The following is a 19,439-nucleotide window of genomic DNA, read 5'->3' as shown; positions in this document are numbered from 1 at the left end:
CCCGCGCGCCGCCGGACGGCGTTTCAGGAGGTCACGGCGCCCGCCTTGGCGATGAGATCGGCCAGCTCGCCCACCATCGGGTCCTCGGCCGCGCCCGCCAGCCGCCTGGCGTGCTCGCCGAGCGCGGGCAGGCCGAGCCCGAACGCCTCCCCGTCGCGCATGTGGAGGGCGAACGCGGCGGCCAGCACGTCGACCTGCAGCCGCAGCGGCGCGCCCTGCCACAGGGTCTCCGCCAGGTCGGCGACGGTCACCGCCCCGGTGGCCTCGCTGGGGGCGCGGGTGTCGGGGTCCTGCCAGCGCACGGTGGCGGTGGCGAGCTGGCCTTCGGCTCCGGCCTTGAGGCGTACGGAGTACAGCGCGGTGACCGCGTGGCCGGGGCCGATCTCGCCGCCGTCACGCGAGTCGTCACGGAACTCCTCGGTGGCCAGGGCGCGGTTCTCGTAGCCGAGCAGCCGGTAGCTCTCCACCACCGACGGGTTGAAGACGACCTGCGCCTTGGCGTCGCGGGCGCGCAGCTCGATGCTGGCGGGCAGCTGGGCGGCGAAGATCTTGTCGGCCTCCTCCTGGGTTGAGACGTAGACGGCCGCGCCGTCGCCGTTGTCGGCGAGCTGCTCCATCAGCTCGTCGCCGTACTCGCGGCCGACGCCGACGGTCAGGAGCGTGATCCGCCGCCCGGCGTGCTCCTTGACCCGGTCGAGGATGGCCTGCCAGGCGGTGCTGCCCTGGTTGGCCAGGCCGTCGGAGAGCAGGATGACGCGGTTCGTGGCGGCGGGGCGGTGCGCGGCGGCGGCCTCCCGGTAGCCGAGGACGAGGCCCGCCTCCAGGTTGGTGCCGCCTTCGGTGGTGAGCTGGTCGACGGCCCGGTGCAGGTCGTCCCTGGCGGTGAGCGGGGTCATCGTGGCCAGCACCCTGGCCTGGTCGCTGAAGGCCACGACGGAGACCTGGTCACCGGGGGCGAGCTGGTCGAGCAGCGTGTGCAGGGCCTGCTTGACCAGGTCCAGGCGGCCGGTCTCGGCCATGGAGCCGGAGACGTCGATGACGAAGGTGAGGTTGGCGGGGCGCCGGGCCTCGGCGGAGGAGCGGCGGGTCTGCAGGCCGACGCGCAGGACGGCCTGCCCCGGCGTGTCGAGGCGGGCGCCGTCGGTGTGAACGGTGAAGCCGTCGTCCGGGGGTTCGGCGTAGTCCTGCTTGAAGGAGTTGACGAACTCCTCGGGCCGGATCCGGGCGGGCTCGGGCCAGCGGCCCTCCTGGAGGACGCGGCGCGTGTAGGCGTACGAGGCGGTGTCCACGTCCAGGGCGAACGTGGAGATCTGCGCCTGGGCCGTGTCCTGTTCCTCGTTCTTCCGGTCGTCCTTGTCCTGCCCGGTCCGGTCCTGCCCTGTCTGGTCCTCGGCCTGGGCCGTGGCCCGGGGGGCTTCCTGGGGGGCCGCTCGCTCGCCGGCGCTGGGCTGACCTCCGGGGCCGCCGCATGCGGCGAGCGCGAGCAGCCCGGCGATTCCGACAGTTGCCATTAACGGACGGAATTTCATCGCTTTTGCCACCTCCAGGCCGTATGACGGCTCCGATCCCCGGTGTGGCCGGGCCGGTGACGCAAGCGACGGCAAACCGCGATCCACACGTGATCGATTGTGGTGAACCGGTGATATCCGGTAGGCATGGTCGTCGTGCGCGTCTATTTGGGGCTGGCCGCGAAGGGCCACGAGATCCCCGCCCGTGTCCTGGACAAGGTCCGATCCGTTATCGAGACCGCCTTCCCGGTGCCTCCCGAGGTGATCCGGGGCGGCGAGTGGCACGGCCGGGGGGTGTCGCTGTTCGGCTGGTCGAACGAGCCCGACGACTCCCGGCAGCCCCCGCTGCTCACCGAGAGCGGCGGGCGGGTCCTCGGGCTGAACGGCCACCTGGCCGACCCGGCCGACGCCAACCGGCTGCTCGGCGACCCGTCGGCCGGCGACGTGGGCGGCTGCTTCTCCGCCTGGGTGGCGCGCGACGGCGAGCTGTCGGCCGCGACCGCGATCAACCGCGTCTGCCCGGTCTTCTACGCCGAGACGCCCGAGCTGCACGTGGTGGGCAGCCGGGCGCTCCTCGTGCACCTGGCGGCGCAGCAGGCCGACCGGATCGACCACGACGTGCTCGCCCTCCAGACGATGATCCGCCAGGGCTTCTTCCTGTCGGACGAGACGCCGTACCGGGGAGTGACGGCGCTGCGCCCGAGCTCGCGGATCGACGTGCGCGACGGGAAGCGGACGATCACCGAGACGCCGCTGCCGGAGGCGGCGGGCGCGCCGGACACGGCGCGGCGCAAGCGGGCGGCGATCGGCGAGCTGGCCGACGCGCTGCTGGCGACCGTCGCGCCGCTGCGCGACCTGGGCGAGCCGGTCAACCTGGCGCTGACCGGCGGGCGCGACACCCGCATCCTGGCCGCGCTGCTGCACGCCGCGCGGGTGCCGTTCCGGGTGACCACGAACGGGCTCGACACGCATCCGGACGTGATCCTGGCCCGGCAGATCGCCACCCAGCTCAAGGTCGAGCACACGGTGATCGCCCCGCAGCAGACCGCCGAGCGGGACGCCGTGCTGGTGGAGCACCCGCTGAGCCGGGCGTGGGAGACGCTGCGCACCTGCGAGGGCATGACGTCGGCGTACGAGACGATCGTGAGCTACCTCCCCTACTCCGGCAAGCCCACCATGTCCGGGCAGAGCGGTGAGACCCTGCGCGCGGGCAGCCTGAACCTGCTCCAGACCGACCTGAGCGACAAGGCCCTGCTGCGCCGGATCAACAACACGTTCTACAAGGACGAGAAGCTGTTCACCACCGAGGCGAACGAGCACGCCCGCGCCCTCGCCAAGCCGTGGCAGGCGCGCAAGAACCGACTGGAGGCGCTGGACCACATCTACATCTGGTACAAGGTCGGCCGCTGGCAGGCCAGCGCCCGCGCGGGGTCGCTGCGGCGGGGTGACCCGGTCCGGCCGTTCCTGGACAACCGGGTGGTACGGGCCGCGCTGGCGCTGGACCAGGGCTGGCGACTCTCGGAAGAGGTGATTTATTCGCTTATTTTGAGATTCGCCCCCGAGCTGCGGGATGTCCCCATCGAAGGGAAGCCGTGGCGGTTCGTCGAAGGGATGAAGCCGCCCCGCTGGTGGGAACGGACCCACGTGCCGCCGCCCCACATGCCGACGACCAAGACCGGCGGCGGCTGGAGCTGGCGCACCAGCCCCGGCCCCGACCTCACCGACGTGCTGCGGCAGCAGGTGCTCGGCCACCTCGACGCGCTCACCACCGTCGTGAACCCGGACGAGGTGCGCGCCCTGTTCGCCGACCCGGTGGTCAAGAAGCCCGCCACCGCCTGGCACCTCTACACGGTGAGCACCCTCCTGACCGGCACGTACCCCGGCAAGGAGCCCGAGGGCCTGGAACGGATCCCCGTCTCCAAGCCCTGATCAGGCCAGCGCCCGCTCCTCCACCCTGATCCGCACCGTGAGCAGGGCCGCGTTCGCCACGGTGAAGGCGAGCGCGGTCAGCCACGCGGTGTGCACCAGCGGCAGCGCGATCCCCTCCACGACCACCGCGACGTAGTTGGGATGGCGCAGCCACCGGTACGGCCCCGACGTGACGAGCGGCACGCCCGGCAGCACGACCACCCGCGTGTTCCAGCGCCTGCCCAGGCTGGCGATGCACCACCAGCGCAACGCCTGGGCGAGCAGCACGAGCGCGAGCATCGGCCAGCCCAGCGCCGGCAGGAACGGCCGCCCCAGCAGCCACACCTCCGCCGGCGCCGCCACCAGCAGGCCCACGTGCGCCGCGACGATCCACGGATAGTGCCGCCCGCCGTGCTCGACCCCGCCCCGCGAGCGCGCCCACGCCAGGTTGCGGCGGGCCACCACCAGCTCGGCCAGCCGTTCCACGACGACCAGCCCGATCAGGACCAGGTACGCGCTCACCAGTGCAGCAGGAGCAGCTCGGCGGAGAACCCCGGCCCCAGGGCGAGCAGCACGGCCGGCTCCCCCGTGCGGCCGCGCGTCTCCTGCAGCACGTGCAGCACCGACACCGACGACAGGTTGCCGTGCTCGCGCAGCGACCGCCAGGTCACCTCCAGCGCCTCCGGCGGCAGCGCCAGATTCGCCACGATCTTGTCGATCACCTTGGGGCCGCCCGGATGGCAGATCCAGGTGCCCACCTGGTCGGGCGTCAGCCCGTAATCCGCGAGGAACGTCCTGATGTCCCCCGCCAGCACCGACTCCACGAACGCGGGCAGCTCGGCGTCCAGCACGATGCGGAAGCCGTGACCGCCCACCTCCCAGCCCATCAGGTGCTCGGTGTCCGGATAGAGCTTGCTGCGCGTCGCCACGACCTCCCGGCCCTCGCCGTGCCCCGTCGCGACCACCGCCCCCGCCCCGTCGCCGAACAGCCCGCTCGCGACCAGGTTCGCGATCGAGGTGTCGTCCCGCTGGATCGTCAGCGAGCACAGTTCCACGCACACCAGCAACGCCGTCTGCTCCGGCCAGCCACGCAGATAGTCGTGCAACCGCGACAGCCCGGACGCCCCCGCCGCGCAGCCCAGCCCGAACACCGGCACCCGCTTCACATCCGCGCGCAACCCCGCCCGCTTGGCCAGCCGCGCGTCCAGCGACGGCGTCGCCAGCCCCGTCGTGGAGCAGAACACCAGATGGTCGACCTTCTCCGGCGGCAGCCCCGCCCTCTCCAGCGCCCCCGCGATCGCCCGCTCCCCCAGGTCCAGGGCGATCTCGACGTACATCTCGTTGGCCCGCTCGAACGAGTCGAGTTTCGGATAGTCCTCGAGCGGCAGCGCCAGGTTCCTCCCGGTGACGCCGGTGGCGCTGTGGAAGCGCTTGAGCAGCTCCCCGTCCGCCGCCGTGAGCTGGGAGAACGCCTCGGTGATCTCCTCCTGCTCGTAGCGGTGGTCCGGCAGAACGGTCTGCACGCCCTGTATGTACATGACCAGTTCTCTGCCGCTGAGAGGCGCGGGCTAACATCCGGACATGCCCCCGCCCGCTCCGCCTCCCACGGTCGCCGTCCTCGCCTTCGACAGGATGTCGCCGTTCGAGCTCGGCTGCGTGGTGGAGATCTTCGGCCTGCCCCGGCCCGAGCTCCGCGTCCCCTGGTACGACCTCAAGGTGTGCGCCGAGACCGCCGGGCCGCTGCGCGCCGTCGGCGGCTTCACCCTCCACGCCGAACACGGCCTCGACACGCTCGCCTCGGCCGGCACCGTCATCGTGCCCGGCGTCGCCGACGTCCGCGGCCCCGTCTCCGCGCCCCTCGTCGCCGCCCTGCGCCAGGCCCACGAGCGCGGCGCGCGCATGGTGTCGATCTGCTCCGGCGCCTTCGCCCTCGCCGCCGCCGGCCTCCTCGACGGACGCGAGGCCACCACCCACTGGAAGTACGCGCCCCTCCTCCGCGAACGCTTCCCCACCGTCCAGGTCAACCCCTCGGTCCTGTACGTGGACGGCGGCGACGTGCTGACCAGCGCCGGCAGCGCCGCCGGCCTCGACCTGCTCCTCCACCTCATCCGCGCCGACCACGGCCCCCGCGTCGCCAACGCCGTCGCCCGCCGCCTCGTCATCCCCCCGCACCGGGAAGGCGGCCAGGCCCAGTACGTGGAGGCGGCGGTGACGCCGGTCGGCGGCGACGACGCCGTGTCCCGCGCCATGTCCTGGGCCCTGGCCCACCTGGCCCACCCCATCACCGTCGCCGACCTGGCCAGAGCGGCAAGCCTCTCGGAACGCTCCTTCATCCGGCACTTCAAGCGTCAGACCGGCACCAGCCCGCTCCGCTGGGTCATCGCCCAGCGCATCGCCGCCAGCCTCCCCCTCCTGGAGTCCACGGCCGCCCCGGTCGAGGAGGTCGGCGCCGCCGTAGGCTTCGAAAGCCCGGTCACCTTCCGCCACCACTTCACCCGGGCCATGCACACCACCCCCTCCGCCTACCGCCGCACCTTCACCCCCCGCACCCCGCTTTCTTGACACGGGTGGTGCCCATCGGAGTTGCTTGCGACTTGATGACGATCGCCAGACGGAAACACTCCTCGCCCTTGACGGGGGTATCGACGCCATTGCCTGCTCCGCCTCGATCGGGGCCAGGTTTCGGTCCAGGGCGTTGGAGGTGCGTGCCGTGCCGTTGGAGATCGGGCTGTGGCGGGTCGATGGCAAGCCGGTCAAGGTGGGGACGTCGAAGATGCCCCGGGAATCACGGCTGGAAGAGCTGCTGGAGACCGACCCGGGCATCCTGGGGCTGCCCGTGCTCCTCATCGGCAGGCAGGTCCCGACGGCACACGGCAAGTTCATCGACCTCCTCGGCATCGACGCCGAGGGGGCGCTGCACGTCCTGGAACTGAAGCGCGACCGGACTCCGCGGGATGTCGTGGCGCAGGTTCTGGATTACGGCTCGTGGGTGCGGAACCTGACCAATGAGGAGATCCGCGCCATCTACGATGACTACGCGAGAAGACGAGGACACAGCGGCGTGTTCGATCAGGCTTTTGCGGAATGGTTCGGCACAAATCCTCCCGAATCGCTGAACACCGGTCACACGCTGACGGTCGTCGCCAGTGAGATTGACGCAGCTACCGAGCGAATCGTCACCTATCTGGCCACGGAGCACCAGGTTCCGGTCAACGTGCTGTTCTTCCGCTACTTCGAAGACGATGGGCGGTCCTACCTGGCGCGCACCTGGCTGATGGACGACGTCAAAGCCGCCAGCCCGGCCGCCAACTCCACGAGCCGCGGCAAGAAGGAGCCCTGGAACGGGCAGGACTGGTACGTCGCCTTCGGTGACGAGCCGGGGGGACGCAACTGGGAAGACGCGCGCCGTTACGGCTTCGTCTCCGCCGGCGGCGGAGACTTCTACTCGAGAACCCTGCGGGCGCTGCCCGTCGGCGCCCGGGTGTTCGTCCACATACCGCAGTCAGGGTACGTCGGCGTCGGAACCGTCACGGCTGAGGCACGTCCCTACCCGGAGGCCCTTCTCAGCACGGGCGGAGTCACCCGGAGGATGGAGGAACTCGACCTGGCGGGCAGCTACGTCCACACCGAGGCGCCCCAGGACGGGCAAGATCGCCGTGAGTGGGTCGTGCCAGTGGACTGGCAGGCGACGGTTCCACGCGCCCAGGCGTTGTGGAAGCCCGGCATGTTCGCCAACCAGAATTCAGCCTGCAGACTCCGGTCGAAGTTCAGCATCGAGCAGGCCACCCAATACTTCAAGATCGACGCGTAGATGAGCCCGGTGAACGAGAGCATCGCCCGCCCAGTTTGGGAGGCGGTCGCCGCCGAGCTTCGTGCTCATCGGCACAATGGCCTGGGCCCGCTGCTGACGGAGGACACCGTCCGGTTCGCCTCGGCACGGGCTCTGGCCGACGCGGGCGTCGCCCCTGCCGCCCTTCACGCGGAATGGCCCCATCCGGCGCTCAAGGGCTCGCGTATCGATCTGGTGGTCGACGATCATCCGCCCGTCGTGATCGAGTTCAAGTTCCCACGGGAACCGCACGAGAAGAACGCGGCGTGGACCATGGCGCTGGGCGAGGCGCTCAAGGACTTCTATCGGCTCGCCGCGTTCCCAGGGGTTGCGAAGCGTCTCTTCGTCTACGTGGAGACGGCACGGTTGCGCCGATACATGACCGGCGCCGCGCGGCGGTACGGCATGGCCATCGAAGGCGAGCGGATCAGCCTGCGCCCGGCCGACACGGCGAAGCTGCCGACGACCGCTGCCCAGATCATCGGCACCGAGTTGGCCGCCCACCACGTCCAGGCGTGGCGCGACGTGCTGATCGAGGTGGATGACGAGCTACGGCTGGCCGTGTACGAGGTGGATCCGCTGGGGGCGCCTCCGGATCCGGCCTCCGCGAGCCTTGCCGCCGACGATGCTTCCGACGACCCGATGCCTGCGCTCGTACAACCTCACGAGATGTCAGCCGGGAGCCGGGAGGGTGTGCGGCAGGAGATTCTCATGGCGATCCGCGCCTTGCTCACCCGAAGCGGAGGCGCCTCCTTCACTCCGGCCCAGGTCCTCAGTGAGATGAAAGATCGCGGCACTCGGTACGCGGATACGACCATCCGGACCATGGTCACCGGGCACATGTGCCGAAACGCGCCGGACAACGCGGCGAGGACTTACGACGACCTGGAACGGGTCGACCGTGGCCTGTATCGGCTCATCCCGTGACGGCTGCGCACATGGTGTCAGCCGTCGGTGAGGCGCCAGAGGGTGGTGGTCCCTTCTGAGCGGTCGGCTCTGAGAGGTCCCTGGGGTCCGAGGCGGTCGGCGTTCTCGCCGGCGCAGGCGACGGCGCGGGGGTCGAGGTCGGTGGCCACGACGTGCCGGACGCCGCGACGGGCCAGGAGGGCCGCCAGCACGCCGGTGCCGGTGCCAATGTCGGAAGCGGCGCGTCCGGACGGCAGGGGGCCTCGGCGACCAGGTTCACGTACTCGCCGCGTACCGGGGAGAAGACGGCGGCCGAGCGCGCCGAGGAGCTGGCGGGCGTTGTGGAAGTCGCCCCGCCAGAGCAGGGCGGTGCCTTCGCAGGCCAGCCGGTAGGCGGTGGCGGCGTTCGTCCGGTCGCAGGCCGGCGCCATGCGGGCGGGTGGTCGCGCTCCGGCGGCCGATCGCCAGGCCGCTTCGCATTGTCGTCCTGCTTCTGTCCACCGAATCATCAGGTCTCGGCCGTTTCACGCCGGAGGGGGCGTGGCGAGCGGTTCTCCCGGATGCTACTTTCTATACGCGTATAAAAAATAGACGGAAGGGGCAGTATGACGGAGCGGATGGTCGCGCTGGGTGATGAGCTGGTGAAGCTGCACGACGGGTTCCGGCGGCAGCTCGCCGCCCTGCGCCAAGGGACTCAGGGGGCGCCGGAGCTGCGGGAGCACTGCCTGGCGTTCTGCGACGCGCTGCACGCGCACCACGAGGGCGAGGACTCGGTGCTGTTCCCGCACCTGGACGGCGAGCACCCCGAGCTGGCGGAGGTGCTGGCGCGGCTGCGGGCGGAACATCACGTGGTGGCCGGGCTGCTCGCCCGCGTCCGCGCCCTCAGCGGCGCCGGTGACGGCGTCCGGGAGGAGCTGGACCGGCTGGCCACCGAGCTGGAGGCGCACCTCGACTACGAGGAGGAGCAGCTCGTCCCCCTGCTCAATCGCCTGACCACGGTCCCCGAAGGGCTCTGACGGCGGGGGCGGCTCAGCCTGCCAGCGTGTAGTCGAAGGTGTAGGAGTGGGCGCCGTCGGGCGCGATGCCGATCGTCATCTCGCCGCGCAGCCCGGCCAGCTCGCCGGTGCCGGAGTCGGGGACGACGCTGACCCGCAGCGACTGGGCGCCCCGGTCGTCGGCGGCGCTGTGCTGGACGACGAAGGAGCCCTTGCGGCCGTGCAGGACTCCGTCGACGCGTTCGACGGCCACGTACGCCTTCGACTCCGCCACCGGCGTGGAAACCACCGTGAGGTGGACGACGCTGGTGGCGGTCAGGTCGCCGTGGAAAGTCTTGCTCATCGAGACGCGCCCGAGCGAGACGCCGTCGCGGTCGTCGAAGGGCGGCTCGGCGTTCCAGCCGGCGGTGTCGAAGGGTCCTTGTGCGATCATGCGCCCAGCATGCCGGTCATACCTGTCAGATCCGGTCAGGTACCGGCGAGGCGTTCCACGACGGGCGCGAAGGCGTCGATGCGGTCGGCCGGGACGGTCACGTACGACACGCCGAGCTTGTCCCTTCGCCTGGTCAGCGTCTCGACGATCTGGTCAGGGCCGCCGGGCAGCACGCCGACGGCGTCGTCGCCGGGCGGGCCGAACCGGGCGGTCAGCCAGGCGGGCAGCTCCTCGCCGACGGCGGCGACGTTGACGTTCAGCTCCAGGTCGTCGAAGCGGTCGCCGGCCAGCTCGTACAGCTCGTCGAGGCGGGCGGCGAGCTGCGCCTCGGTGCCGTTGGGCGGCAGCGCGACCGCGACCGTGGCCGCCCGCGCCGCGGCGACGCGCAGCAGCCGGGAGCCGGCGGCGGCGATGAGGACCGGCACGTCCTCGACGGCGTCGGCGGTGGCGGCGACCTGCTCGATCCGCTGCCCGGGGGTGCCGAAGGAGAGGCCGAGCCGGGCGGCGTCGGCCTCGGCGTGCGCCCGGCCGGCGCCCAGGCCGAGCTCGAAGCGGCCGCCGCTGAGCTCGCGCAGCGTGGCCGCCTCCCAGGCGACGGCCTGCGGGTGGCGCAGCGGGGCGCAGAGCACGTACGTGCCGACGCGCAGCGTGGTGGTGGCGGTCGCCGCGGCGGCGCAGGCGGCGAACGGCGCCAGCGTGCCGAGCGTGTCGGGGACCAGCAGCGTCGAGTAGCCGAGGCTTTCGGCGCGCCGGGCGAGGCCGGCCCAGTCGGGCGAGCGGCCGGCGACGACGCCGAACCGGAAGGCATGGGGGATCATGCCCTATACGATCGCCCGCCGGCCGCCCCGGCGCATCGTCCGCCGGACCGGTCCCGCCGTACGCCGCCGGACGCAAGCCCGGCCGCGCACGCTACTCCCCCGGCAGTAGCCGGGGCGCTACTCCCCCAGCAGCCGGCGGGTGAAGTCGTTGGCGAAGCGGCCGTGCGGGTCGTAGCGGCGCACCAGCTCGCCGAACCGCTCGGGACACGCCGGCAGGCGGGTGAACAGCTTGCCCCAGTGGGGCCGCGGGCCGAACGGCGCCAGCACGTCCTCCACCAGCTCGATCACGGGCAGCACGGCGGCGGGGTCCTTGACCCAGGTGAAGTGCACGGCGACGCTGTCGCGCCCGTAGGAGGGGCTGAGCCACAGGTCGTCGGCGGCGACCGTGCGCACCTCGGCGATCTGGAGCACCGGCCGGATCCGCCCACCCACGGCGCGCAGCTCGCGCAGCGCGTCGGCGGCGTGCTCGCGCGGCATCAGCCATTCCGACTGCAGCTCGTCGCCCGCGCTGCTGGGCGGCGCGTCGGCCCGGAAGTGCGGCAGCCGCTCGTGCCACGGCCCGGGGACGCCGAGCTGCCCGGTGCAGCTCCCGGGCGGCATGCCGGGCACCGGGTGGCGGGGCCCGCCGGCGGCGGTGGTGCCGAACCAGTCGCCGCTGAGTTCGGCGTCACGCTTGACCCACGCGCGGGTGTCGCGCCAGTCGGTGAACAGGCTGACGCTGTAGCCGTCGGCCATGAGCTCGCCGAACGGCGCGTCGGCGGGCACGCCTTCGCGTACGTACTGCCGCAGCTCGAAGGCGGGCACCAGGTCGAGCGTGAGCGCGGTGACGACGCCGAGCGCGCCGAGGGCCACGACCGCGCCGGGGAAGCCGTCGTCGCCGCGCCGCAGCGTGACGAGCGATCCGTCGGCCGTGACCAGCTCCAGCTCCGACACGGCCGCCGACAGGCTCGCGTTGGCGACGCCGGAGCCGTGGGTGCCGGTGGCGACCGAGCCGGCGACGGAGATGTGCGGCAGCGAGGCCAGGTTGGCCAGCGCCAGCCCGCGCGCGTGCAGCTCGGGCGCGAGCGCGGCATAGGTGGTGCTCGCCCCGGTCCGCACCCGGCGCGCGGCCTCGTCGATCTCCACCAGGTACGGCATCCGGTCGAGGGACACCAGCTCGCCGGGGGTGTCGGCGACGTCGTTGAACGAGTGGCCGCTGCCCAGCGCCCGCACCCGGGGCGCGCCGGTGACGGCACGCCGGAGCTCGTCGAGGGAGGTGGGACGGTGCAGATGGCTTGCCCGGAACGTGGTGTTTCCAGCCCAGTTCGTCAGCGTCACGGCCCCACCTTCCCACACGGTCAGAACCCCTGGGCCAGGCGGTAGTAGGCCTGGTTCCAGCGCAGTTCCTTGGTGAACCGCTCGGTCGTGGTCTCCGCGTCGATGATCACGAGTTCGACGCCCAGCATCTCGGCCAGGTCGGTCAGCTCCTCGCGGCCGACGGCCGTGGACAGGACCGTGTGGTGCGGCGCCCCGGCGGTGAGCCACGACTCGGTGGAGGTGCGCAGGTTGGGGCGCGGGCGCCACACGGCGCGGGCCACCGGCAGCTTGGGCAGCGGCTGGGGCGGCGTCACCACGTCGATCTCGTTGGCGACCAGGCGGAACCGGTCGCCCATGTCGGCCAGGCCGACGACGATGCCGAGGCCGGGCTCGGCGTCGAACACGAGCCTGACCGGGTCCTCCCGGCCGCCGATGCCGAGCGGGTGGATCTCGCACGACGGGGTGCCGGCCGCGATCGACGGGCACACCTCCAGCATGTGCGCGCCCAGGATGAGCTCGCCGCCGGGCGTCAGGTCGTAGGTGTAGTCCTCCATGAAGGACGTGCCGCCGGGCCGCTCCTTGTCAGACATCGCCTTGAGCGTGCGCAGGAGCACCGAGGTCTTCCAGTCGCCCTCGCCGCCGAAGCCGTAGCCGTCGGCCATGAGCCGCTGCACGGCCAGGCCGGGGAGCTGGCGCAGGCCGCCGAGGTCCTCGAAGTTCGTGGTGAACGCCCGGAACCCGCCGTCCTCCAGGAAGCGGCGCAGGCCCAGCTCGATCCTGGCCGCGTAGCGCAGCGACTCGTTGCGCTCGCCGAGCAGCTCGGGGGCCACGGTGTACAGCTCGGCGTACTCCTTGACCAGCGCCGACACGTCCGCGTCGGAGGCGGAGTCCACGGCTTCGACCAGGTCGTTGACGCCGTAGGTGTTGACGGAGACGCCGAAGCGGAGCTGTGCCTCGACCTTGTCCCCCTCGGTGACGGCCACGTCGCGCATGTTGTCGCCGAACCGGGCCAGCCGCAGCGTGCGCACCTCGGCCACGCCCTTGGCGGCGCGCTCCCAGGCCAGGATGCGCTCGCCCACGGCCGGGTCGCTGACGTGCCCGGCGACGGTCTTGCGGGGCACGCCGAGCCGCGTCTGGATGTGGCCGAACTCGCGGTCGCCGTGCGCGGCCTGGTTGAGGTTCATGAAGTCCATGTCGATGGAGCTCCACGGCAGCTCCACGTTGGCCTGCGTGTGCAGGTGGAGCAGCGGCTTGCGCAGCGCGTCGAGCCCGGCGATCCACATCTTGGCCGGGGAGAAGGTGTGCATCCAGGCGATGACGCCGGCGCAGGAGTCGTCGGCGTTGGCCTCCAGCATGACGCGCCGGATGGCGGCCGCGTCGGTGAGCACGGGCTTCCACTCGACGGCCACCGGCAGGGCCTCGGCGATGCGCCGCGACTGCTCGGCGACCTGCCGCAGCGTGTCCTCGCCGTACAGCCCCTGGCTGCCGGTCAGAAACCAGATGTTCAACGCGGGCTCCTCTGTCCGTAGACGTTCTGATAGCGGTCGTACAGGCGGTCGACGTCGTCGCGGGCGATCGGCAGCGGCTCGCCGAGCTGGCGGGCGACGTGCACGGTACGGGCCACGTCCTCGCACATCACGGCGGCCTTGACGGCGGCCTCGGGCGTCTTGCCGATGGTGAACACGCCGTGGTTGCGCATGAGCACGGCGGGCGAGCGGTGGCCCTTGAGCGTCTCGACGATGCCCTGGCCGATGGAGTCGTCGCCGATCAGCGCGAACGGCCCGACGGGGATCTCGCCGCCGAACTCGTCGGCCATCGCGGTCAGCACGCACGGGATGGCCTCGCCGCGCGCCGCCCACGCCGAGGCGTAGGTGGAGTGGGTGTGCACCACGCCGCCGACCTCGGGCAGGTTGCGGTAGACGTAGGCGTGCGCGGCGGTGTCGCTGGACGGCGCGTGCGCGCCCTCGACGAGGTTGCCGTCGAGGTCGCAGACCACCATGTTCTCCGGCGACAGCTCGTCGTAGGAGACGCCGGAGGGCTTGATGACGAACAGGTCCTCGCCGGGGACGCGGCCGGAGACGTTGCCCGCCGTCCAGGCCACCAGGTTGTAGCGGACCAGCTCGGCGTGCAGGTCGCTGACGGTCTTCCTCATGCTCTGGCCTCGTTCCTGATCGCGCGCAGCCGGTGCAGCGCCTTTCCGTCGCCGAAGTGCTCGTGCAGGTCCCGGTACTCGGCGTAGAGCCGGTCGTAGGCGTCGGCCCTGGCCTCGTCCGGCACGTACGCGGCCTCGGTGCGCTTGCCCATGGCCGCGGCGGCGGCCTGGATGTCGTCGTAGGCGCCCGCCGCGACGGCGGCGTGGATGGCCGAGCCGAGGGCGGGGCCCTGGTCGGAGCCGATCACCGACAGCGGGCGGCGCAGCACGTCGGCGTAGACCTGCATGAGGAAGGGGTTCTTCAGCAGGCCGCCGGCGACGACGAACTCCTCGACGGGGACGCCGGACTTCTCGAACGTCTCCACGATGGTCCGCGCGCCGTAGGCGGTGGCCTCGATGAGGGCCCGGTAGACGTCCTCGGGCCTGGTGGCGAGGGTCTGGCCGAGGACGACGCCGGACAGGTTGTGGTCCACCAGGACGGACCGGTTGCCGCCGAACCAGTCGAGGGCGACCAGGCCGTGCTGGCCGACGGCCTGCTCGGCGGCCAGCGCGGTCAGGTGGGCGTGCACGCTGACGCCCTGCTCGGCGGCCCGCCGGGTGTAGGCGGCGGGCACGAACGCGTCGACGAACCAGGCGAAGATGTCGCCCACGGCCGACTGCCCGGCCTCGTAGCCCCACAGGCCGGGCACGATGCCGTCGCGGACGACGCCGCACATGCCGGGCACCTCGGCGAGCCGGTCGCTGGGCATGATGTGGCAGGTGGAGGTGCCCATGATGGCGACCATCCGGCCTGGGGCGACGGCGTCCGCGGCGGCGGCGGTGACGTGCGCGTCCACGTTGCCGACGGCGACGGCGACGCCTTCGGGCAGCCCGGTCCAGGCGGCGGCGCGCGCGGACAGGGTGCCGGCGGGCGCGCCGAGCGCGGCCAGCCGGACGCCCTTGCCGGCGTCCTCGCCGACCTGGCCGGTGGCGAGCTTGCCGGTGAAGCCGGCGAACGCGGGGTTCAGCTCGGCGAGGAAGTCCTCGGACGGGTAGCCGCCGTCCTGGAAGATCCCCTTGTAGCCGGCGGTGCAGATGTTGCGGCTCTCGACGCCGGTGAGCTGCCAGACGATCCAGTCGGCGGCCTCGATCCACCGCTCGGCGCGCTCGTACGTGCCGGGGTCCTCCTCCAGGACCTGGAGGGCCTTGGCGAACTCCCACTCGGAGGAGATCTTGCCGCCGTAGCGGGGCAGCCAGCTCTCGCCGCGCCGGGCGGCCAGCGCGTTGATGCGGTCGGCGTGCGGCTGGGCGGCGTGGTGCTTCCACAGCTTGGGCCAGGCGTGCGGCAGCTCGGGGGTCTCGAAGCAGAGCGGCGTGCCGTCGGCCGTGGCGGGCAGCACGGTGCAGGCGGTGAAGTCGGTGCCGATGCCGATCACGTCGGCGGGTGACACCCCGGCCGCCGCGACGGCCGAGGGGACGGCGACGCGCAGCACGTCGATCCAGTCCTGCGGCGACTGCAGCGCCCAGTCGGGCCCGAGCCGGACGTCCGAGCCGGGCAGCTCGCGCTCGATGACGCCGTGGGCGTACTCGTGGACGGCGCTGCCCAGCTCGGCGCCGTCGGACACGCGGACCACCACGGCGCGTCCGGAGAGCGTGCCGAAGTCCACGCCGACCACGAACTTGTTAGCGTTCACATGTGACTCCATGGGGGTTCGATGGGGACGGCCGCCACGTGGTTCCTACCCTGCGGCGGCGGCCGGCGGTGCGGTGCTGGACCTGACGACGAAGCCGGGCGGCACGACCAGCCTCTCGTACGGGCCGGGCCCGGCGTCGAGCTGCCGCAGCAGCATCTCGATGCAGTGGCGGCCCACGACGTCGAAGTCCTGCCTGACGGTGGTGAGCGGCGGCGAGAAGAACGCCGACTCGGGGATGTCGTCGAAGCCCACGACGCTGATCCGGCCGGGCACCTTCACTCCTTCCTCGGAGAGCGCGCGCAGCACGCCGAGCGCCATCTGGTCGTTGGCGGCGAAGACGGCCGTGACCCCGGCCGTCGCGGCCAGCCGCCGGCCAGCCTCGTAGCCGGCGCGCGGGCTCCAGTCGCCGGTCAGCGGCTCCGGCACCGGCCGCCCCGCCTCCTCCAGCGCCTCGCGCCAGCCCCGCAGCCGCCCCTCGGTCTCCAGCCAGCCGGCCGGGCCGCTGACGTGCCAGACCGTCTCGTGGCCCAGGTCGAGCAGGTGGCGGGTGGCCATCCCGGCGCCCTCCGCCTGGTCGATGCGGACCACCGGGATGTCGGCCCGGTGGGTGGCCTCGACCGCGACGGCCGGCGTGCCGATCGGCAGGCTCTCCAGCGCCTGGCTGGCCGAGTGCTGCGGCGCGACCACCACGATCCCGTCGACGCCCTGGTCGGTCAGGTAGGCGATGGCGTCGCGCACGCTGTCGGCGTCGATCGACTTCAGGCTGACGATGCTGACGAAGTGGCCCGCCGTCCTGGCCGCCTGCTCGATGCCGTAGATCGTGCTGGCCGGCCCGTACAGGGTGGTGTCGAAGCTGATCACGCCGAGCGTGCGCGAGCGCCGGGTGACCAGCGCGCGGGCGGTCAGGTTGCGCCGGTAGCCGAGCCGGGTGATGGCCGCCTCGACGCGGGCGCGGGTGTCGGCCCTGACGTTCGGATGGTCGTTGAGCACGCGGGAGACCGTCTGGTGCGACACGCCCGCCTCCCTGGCCACGTCGGCCATGACAGGCAGGCGTCGCCTGGGGATCGCTCCCACGCTCTCTCCTTCCGTCGGCTAGCAGATCGTAGTGCGCGGCCGTCAGCCCGCGGCGCCGGCCCTGCGCTTGGTCCACACGTCGAAGGCGACGGCGGCCAGCAGGACGGCGCCCTTGACGAGCATGACCCGCTCGCTCGGGGAGCCGATCAGGGACATGCCGTTGTTGATCACGGCCATGATGAGGCCGCCGGTGATCGCGCCGACGACCTTGCCCACGCCGCCCTGCACGGCCGCGCCGCCGATGAAGGCCGCCGCGATCGCGTCGAGCTCGAAGCTGTTGCCCGCCGTCGGGCCCGCCTGGTTGAGGCGCCCGGCGAAGATGATGCCGGCGATCGCCGAGAGCACGCCCATGTTGACGAAGATCCAGAAGACGACCTTCTTGACCTTGACGCCGGACATGACCGCCGCCTGGAGGTTGCCGCCGATCGCGTAGATCTGCCGGCCGAAGACCGTGCGGTTGGCCATCAGCGAGTACGCCAGCACCAGGATCGCCAGCAGCACCAGCACCCAGGGCAGGTTGTGGAAGCGGGCGAGCTGCACGACCAGGAAGAGGATGACGGCGGCGCCCGCGGCCATCTTGAGCGCGAACAGCGCCATCGGCTCGACGCTCTGGCCGTAGCCGGCCCGGGCGGCGCGCGAGCGCCACTGGGCGGTGACCATGCCGGCGATGGCGACGACGCCGATGAGCAGGCTGAACAGGTCGGCGCCGCCGAGCGCGCCGAGGCCCACGTTGCCCAGGTAGCCGCTGGTGAAGCCGTTGGCCAGGGTGCGGACCTGGTCGGGGAACGGGCCGATGCCGCGGTTGCCGAGCACGGTCAGCGTCAGCGCCCTGAACAGCAGCATGCCCGCCAGCGTCACGATGAACGCCGGGATGCCGAAGTAGGCGATCCAGTAGCCCTGCCAGGCGCCGATGAGCCCGCCGGCCAGCACGGTGAGCGCCAGCGCGAGCGGCCACGGCAGGCCCATGTTGACCATGAGCACCGCGGCCAGCGCCCCGGTCACCGCGACCACCGAGCCCACCGACAGGTCGATGTGCCCGGCGATGATGACCAGGATCATGCCGATCGCCAGGATCAGCACGTAGGAGTTCTGGACGATGATGTTGGAGATGTTCTGCGGCGTGAGCAGGGCCCCGTCGGTGAGCACCGAGAACAACACGACGATGAGCGCGAAGGCGATGTAGATGCCGCTGGCCCGCAGGTTGAGCGACAGGCCGCCGAGTGACACCCGGCCGGGCCGCCGCGGCTCCCCTCCCCCGCCGCCCTGAGTGCCGGCCTGGACGCCGGCGGGCGTGATGCTGCTCATTGGAGCTACTCCTGTCCCTTGGTCATGAGATGCATGAGGCGTTCCTGCGTCGCTTCCCGGCGCGGCACCTCACCGGTGATGCGGCCCTCGGAGAGGGTGTAGATGCGGTCGCACAGCCCGAGCAGCTCGGGCAGTTCCGACGAGATCACCAGCACGGCCCGGCCCTCGTCGGCGAGCCTGTTGATGATCGTGTAGATCTCGTACTTGGCGCCGACGTCGATGCCCCGGGTGGGCTCGTCGAGGATGAGCACGTCGGGCTCGGTCAGGATCCACTTGGACAGCACGACCTTCTGCTGGTTGCCGCCGCTCAGCTTGCCGACGACGCTCGACACGCTCGGCGCCTTGATGTTCATGCTCTTGTGGAAGCGCTGGGCGACCGCGTACTCCTCGTGCTCGTCGACCCAGCCCCGGCGCGACAGCCCGGACAGCGCGGCGGCCGAGACGTTGCGCTTGATGTCCTCGATGAGGTTGAGGCCGTAGCGCTTGCGGTCCTCGGTGGCGTACGCGATGCCGTGCCGGATGGCGTCCTGCACGGTGCGGATCTCGATCGGCTTTCCGTCCTTGAAGACCCTGCCGGAGATGTTCACCCCGTACGTCCTGCCGAACAGGCTCATCGCCAGCTCGGTGCGGCCCGCGCCCATGAGCCCGGCCAGGCCGACGATCTCGCCGCGGCGCAGCGTGAGCGCCGCCCCGTCGACGACCTTGCGGCCCGGCTGGCTGGGGCTGTGCACGGTCCAGTCCTCGATGCGCAGCACCTCCGCGCCGATGGTCGGCTCGTGCGGCGGGTAACGGTTGTCGAGGGCGCGGCCGACCATGCCGGAGATGATCCGGTCCTCGGTCACCGCGTCGGTGGCCATGTCGAGGGTCTCGATCGTGCGGCCGTCGCGGATGATCGTGACGGAGTCGGCGATCGCGGTGACCTCGTTGAGCTTGTGCGAGATGATCACGCAGGTGATGCCCTCGTCACGCAGGCCGCGCAGCAGGTCGAGCAGGTGGGCCGAGTCGTCGTCGTTGAGCGCGGCGGTCGGCTCGTCGAGGATGAGCAGCTTCACCTCCTTCGACAGCGCCTTGGCGATCTCGACGAGCTGCTGCTTGCCGACGCCGATGTCGGAGACGACGGTCGTCGGGTTCTCGCGCAGGCCGACGCGCGCCATGAGCTGGGCGGCCTCGTAGTTGGTGCGGTTCCAGTCGATGAAGCCGCGCCTGGCCCGCTCGTTGCCGAGGAAGATGTTCTCGGCGATCGAGAGCTGCGGGCTGAGCGCGAGCTCCTGGTGGATGATGACGATGCCGGCGCGCTCGCTGTCGCGGATGCCGCCGAACTCCCCCCGCTCGCCGTCGAAGTGGATCTCGCCCTCGTACGTGCCGTGCGGATAGACGCCGGACAGCACCTTCATCAGCGTCGACTTCCCGGCGCCGTTCTCGCCGCAGATGGCGTGGATCTCGCCCCGTCGCACCGACAGGGTGACGTCCTGCAGCGCCTTCACGCCGGGGAACGTCTTGGTGATCCCGCTCATCCGCAAGATGTGGTCGGTCATGTCTCAA

The 19,439-nt window shown here is 71.8% G+C and carries 18 protein-coding genes; 5 read left to right on the top strand and 13 right to left on the bottom strand.

Translation table 11 applies throughout. The annotated features are described in order from the left end of the window. Positions 1 to 23: 23 nt before the first annotated feature. Positions 24 to 1,511, bottom strand: a complete 1,488-nt coding sequence (locus ACBI99_RS08070) for a von Willebrand factor type A domain-containing protein (protein ID WP_375071997.1) — start codon at positions 1,509 to 1,511, stop codon at positions 24 to 26. Positions 1,512 to 1,655: 144 nt separating this feature from the next. On the opposite strand from ACBI99_RS08070, the gene ACBI99_RS08065 reads away from it, so the two are divergent. Beyond that, on the top strand, positions 1,656 to 3,437 hold the full coding sequence (locus ACBI99_RS08065) for an asparagine synthase-related protein (RefSeq protein WP_375071996.1): 1,782 nt from the start codon (positions 1,656 to 1,658) through the stop codon (positions 3,435 to 3,437). Here ACBI99_RS08065 and ACBI99_RS08060 read toward each other — a convergent pair whose 3' ends face one another. Both ACBI99_RS08060 and ACBI99_RS08055 read right to left on the bottom strand, forming a co-directional pair. After that, positions 3,438 to 3,938 carry an isoprenylcysteine carboxyl methyltransferase family protein gene (locus tag ACBI99_RS08060; protein WP_219506778.1) on the bottom strand — a complete coding sequence of 167 codons (501 nt, stop codon included), beginning with the start codon at positions 3,936 to 3,938 and terminating at the stop codon, positions 3,438 to 3,440. Next, positions 3,935 to 4,939, bottom strand: a complete 1,005-nt coding sequence (locus tag ACBI99_RS08055) for a 3-oxoacyl-[acyl-carrier-protein] synthase III C-terminal domain-containing protein (RefSeq protein WP_364180960.1) — start codon at positions 4,937 to 4,939, stop codon at positions 3,935 to 3,937. Before ACBI99_RS08055 ends, ACBI99_RS08060 begins: the two co-directional genes overlap by 4 nt. 58 nt (positions 4,940 to 4,997) lie before the next feature. Between ACBI99_RS08055 and ACBI99_RS08050 the strand changes: the two genes are divergently transcribed. The 3 genes from ACBI99_RS08050 (at position 4,998) to ACBI99_RS08040 (ending at position 8,172) form a co-directional block, all read left to right on the top strand. Continuing rightward, complete coding sequence (locus ACBI99_RS08050; protein ID WP_375071995.1) at positions 4,998 to 5,978, top strand: helix-turn-helix domain-containing protein; 981 nt, start codon at positions 4,998 to 5,000, stop codon at positions 5,976 to 5,978. Between the two features lie 148 nt (positions 5,979 to 6,126). Then, positions 6,127 to 7,227, top strand: coding sequence for a hypothetical protein (locus ACBI99_RS08045; RefSeq protein ID WP_375071994.1), 1,101 nt, complete (start codon positions 6,127 to 6,129; stop codon positions 7,225 to 7,227). A gap of 9 nt (positions 7,228 to 7,236) precedes the next feature. Continuing rightward, positions 7,237 to 8,172: a hypothetical protein gene (locus ACBI99_RS08040; protein ID WP_375071993.1), complete on the top strand. Its 936-nt coding sequence runs from the start codon at positions 7,237 to 7,239 to the stop codon at positions 8,170 to 8,172. Positions 8,173 to 8,189: 17 nt separating this feature from the next. Here the strand turns inward: ACBI99_RS08040 and ACBI99_RS08035 are convergent, their stop codons facing one another. After that, a complete protein-coding gene (locus ACBI99_RS08035) occupies positions 8,190 to 8,582 on the bottom strand; it encodes a 50S ribosomal protein L11 methyltransferase (RefSeq protein WP_375071992.1) in 393 nt (130 codons plus the stop codon). Between the two features lie 174 nt (positions 8,583 to 8,756). Here ACBI99_RS08035 and ACBI99_RS08030 point away from each other — a divergent pair, with 174 nt between their 5' ends. After that, positions 8,757 to 9,167, top strand: coding sequence for a hemerythrin domain-containing protein (locus tag ACBI99_RS08030; protein WP_375071991.1), 411 nt, complete (start codon positions 8,757 to 8,759; stop codon positions 9,165 to 9,167). 13 nt (positions 9,168 to 9,180) lie between these two features. On the opposite strand, the gene ACBI99_RS08025 is transcribed toward ACBI99_RS08030, so the two are convergent. From ACBI99_RS08025 to mmsA, 9 genes are all read right to left on the bottom strand, one after another. Next, positions 9,181 to 9,579 (bottom strand): DUF3224 domain-containing protein, encoded by a 399-nt coding sequence (locus ACBI99_RS08025; protein ID WP_219506791.1) that lies wholly within the window; start codon positions 9,577 to 9,579, stop codon positions 9,181 to 9,183. A gap of 35 nt (positions 9,580 to 9,614) precedes the next feature. Beyond that, the gene (locus tag ACBI99_RS08020; RefSeq protein WP_375071990.1) at positions 9,615 to 10,397 is read right to left on the bottom strand and encodes an LLM class flavin-dependent oxidoreductase; all 783 of its coding nucleotides are present in this window, start codon (positions 10,395 to 10,397) and stop codon (positions 9,615 to 9,617) included. Positions 10,398 to 10,514: 117 nt separating this feature from the next. Continuing rightward, complete coding sequence (locus tag ACBI99_RS08015) at positions 10,515 to 11,714, bottom strand: FAD-binding protein (RefSeq protein WP_375071989.1); 1,200 nt, start codon at positions 11,712 to 11,714, stop codon at positions 10,515 to 10,517. Between the two features lie 20 nt (positions 11,715 to 11,734). Beyond that, positions 11,735 to 13,201, bottom strand: a complete 1,467-nt coding sequence (araA, locus tag ACBI99_RS08010) for an L-arabinose isomerase (RefSeq protein WP_375071988.1) — start codon at positions 13,199 to 13,201, stop codon at positions 11,735 to 11,737. Continuing rightward, entirely contained in the window at positions 13,198 to 13,845 is a 648-nt protein-coding gene (locus ACBI99_RS08005) for an L-ribulose-5-phosphate 4-epimerase (protein WP_219506795.1), read from the bottom strand. Before ACBI99_RS08005 ends, araA begins: the two co-directional genes overlap by 4 nt. Beyond that, positions 13,842 to 15,530, bottom strand: coding sequence for a ribulokinase (gene araB, locus ACBI99_RS08000; RefSeq protein ID WP_219506797.1), 1,689 nt, complete (start codon positions 15,528 to 15,530; stop codon positions 13,842 to 13,844). Before araB ends, ACBI99_RS08005 begins: the two co-directional genes overlap by 4 nt. A gap of 33 nt (positions 15,531 to 15,563) precedes the next feature. Next, on the bottom strand, positions 15,564 to 16,559 hold the full coding sequence (locus ACBI99_RS07995; RefSeq protein WP_375072235.1) for a LacI family DNA-binding transcriptional regulator: 996 nt from the start codon (positions 16,557 to 16,559) through the stop codon (positions 15,564 to 15,566). Positions 16,560 to 16,634: 75 nt separating this feature from the next. Beyond that, positions 16,635 to 17,897 (bottom strand): multiple monosaccharide ABC transporter permease, encoded by a 1,263-nt coding sequence (mmsB, locus tag ACBI99_RS07990; protein ID WP_357588638.1) that lies wholly within the window; start codon positions 17,895 to 17,897, stop codon positions 16,635 to 16,637. A gap of 5 nt (positions 17,898 to 17,902) precedes the next feature. Then, complete coding sequence (mmsA, locus tag ACBI99_RS07985) at positions 17,903 to 19,432, bottom strand: multiple monosaccharide ABC transporter ATP-binding protein (protein WP_219506799.1); 1,530 nt, start codon at positions 19,430 to 19,432, stop codon at positions 17,903 to 17,905. Positions 19,433 to 19,439 lie beyond the last annotated feature (7 nt).

The organism is Nonomuraea sp. ATR24 (genome assembly GCF_041950485.1).
Lineage (GTDB): Bacteria > Actinomycetota > Actinomycetes > Streptosporangiales > Streptosporangiaceae > Nonomuraea > Nonomuraea ceibae.
Note: the sequence above shows the minus strand (reverse complement) of the source record. Positions and strands in the feature narration are given on the sequence as shown.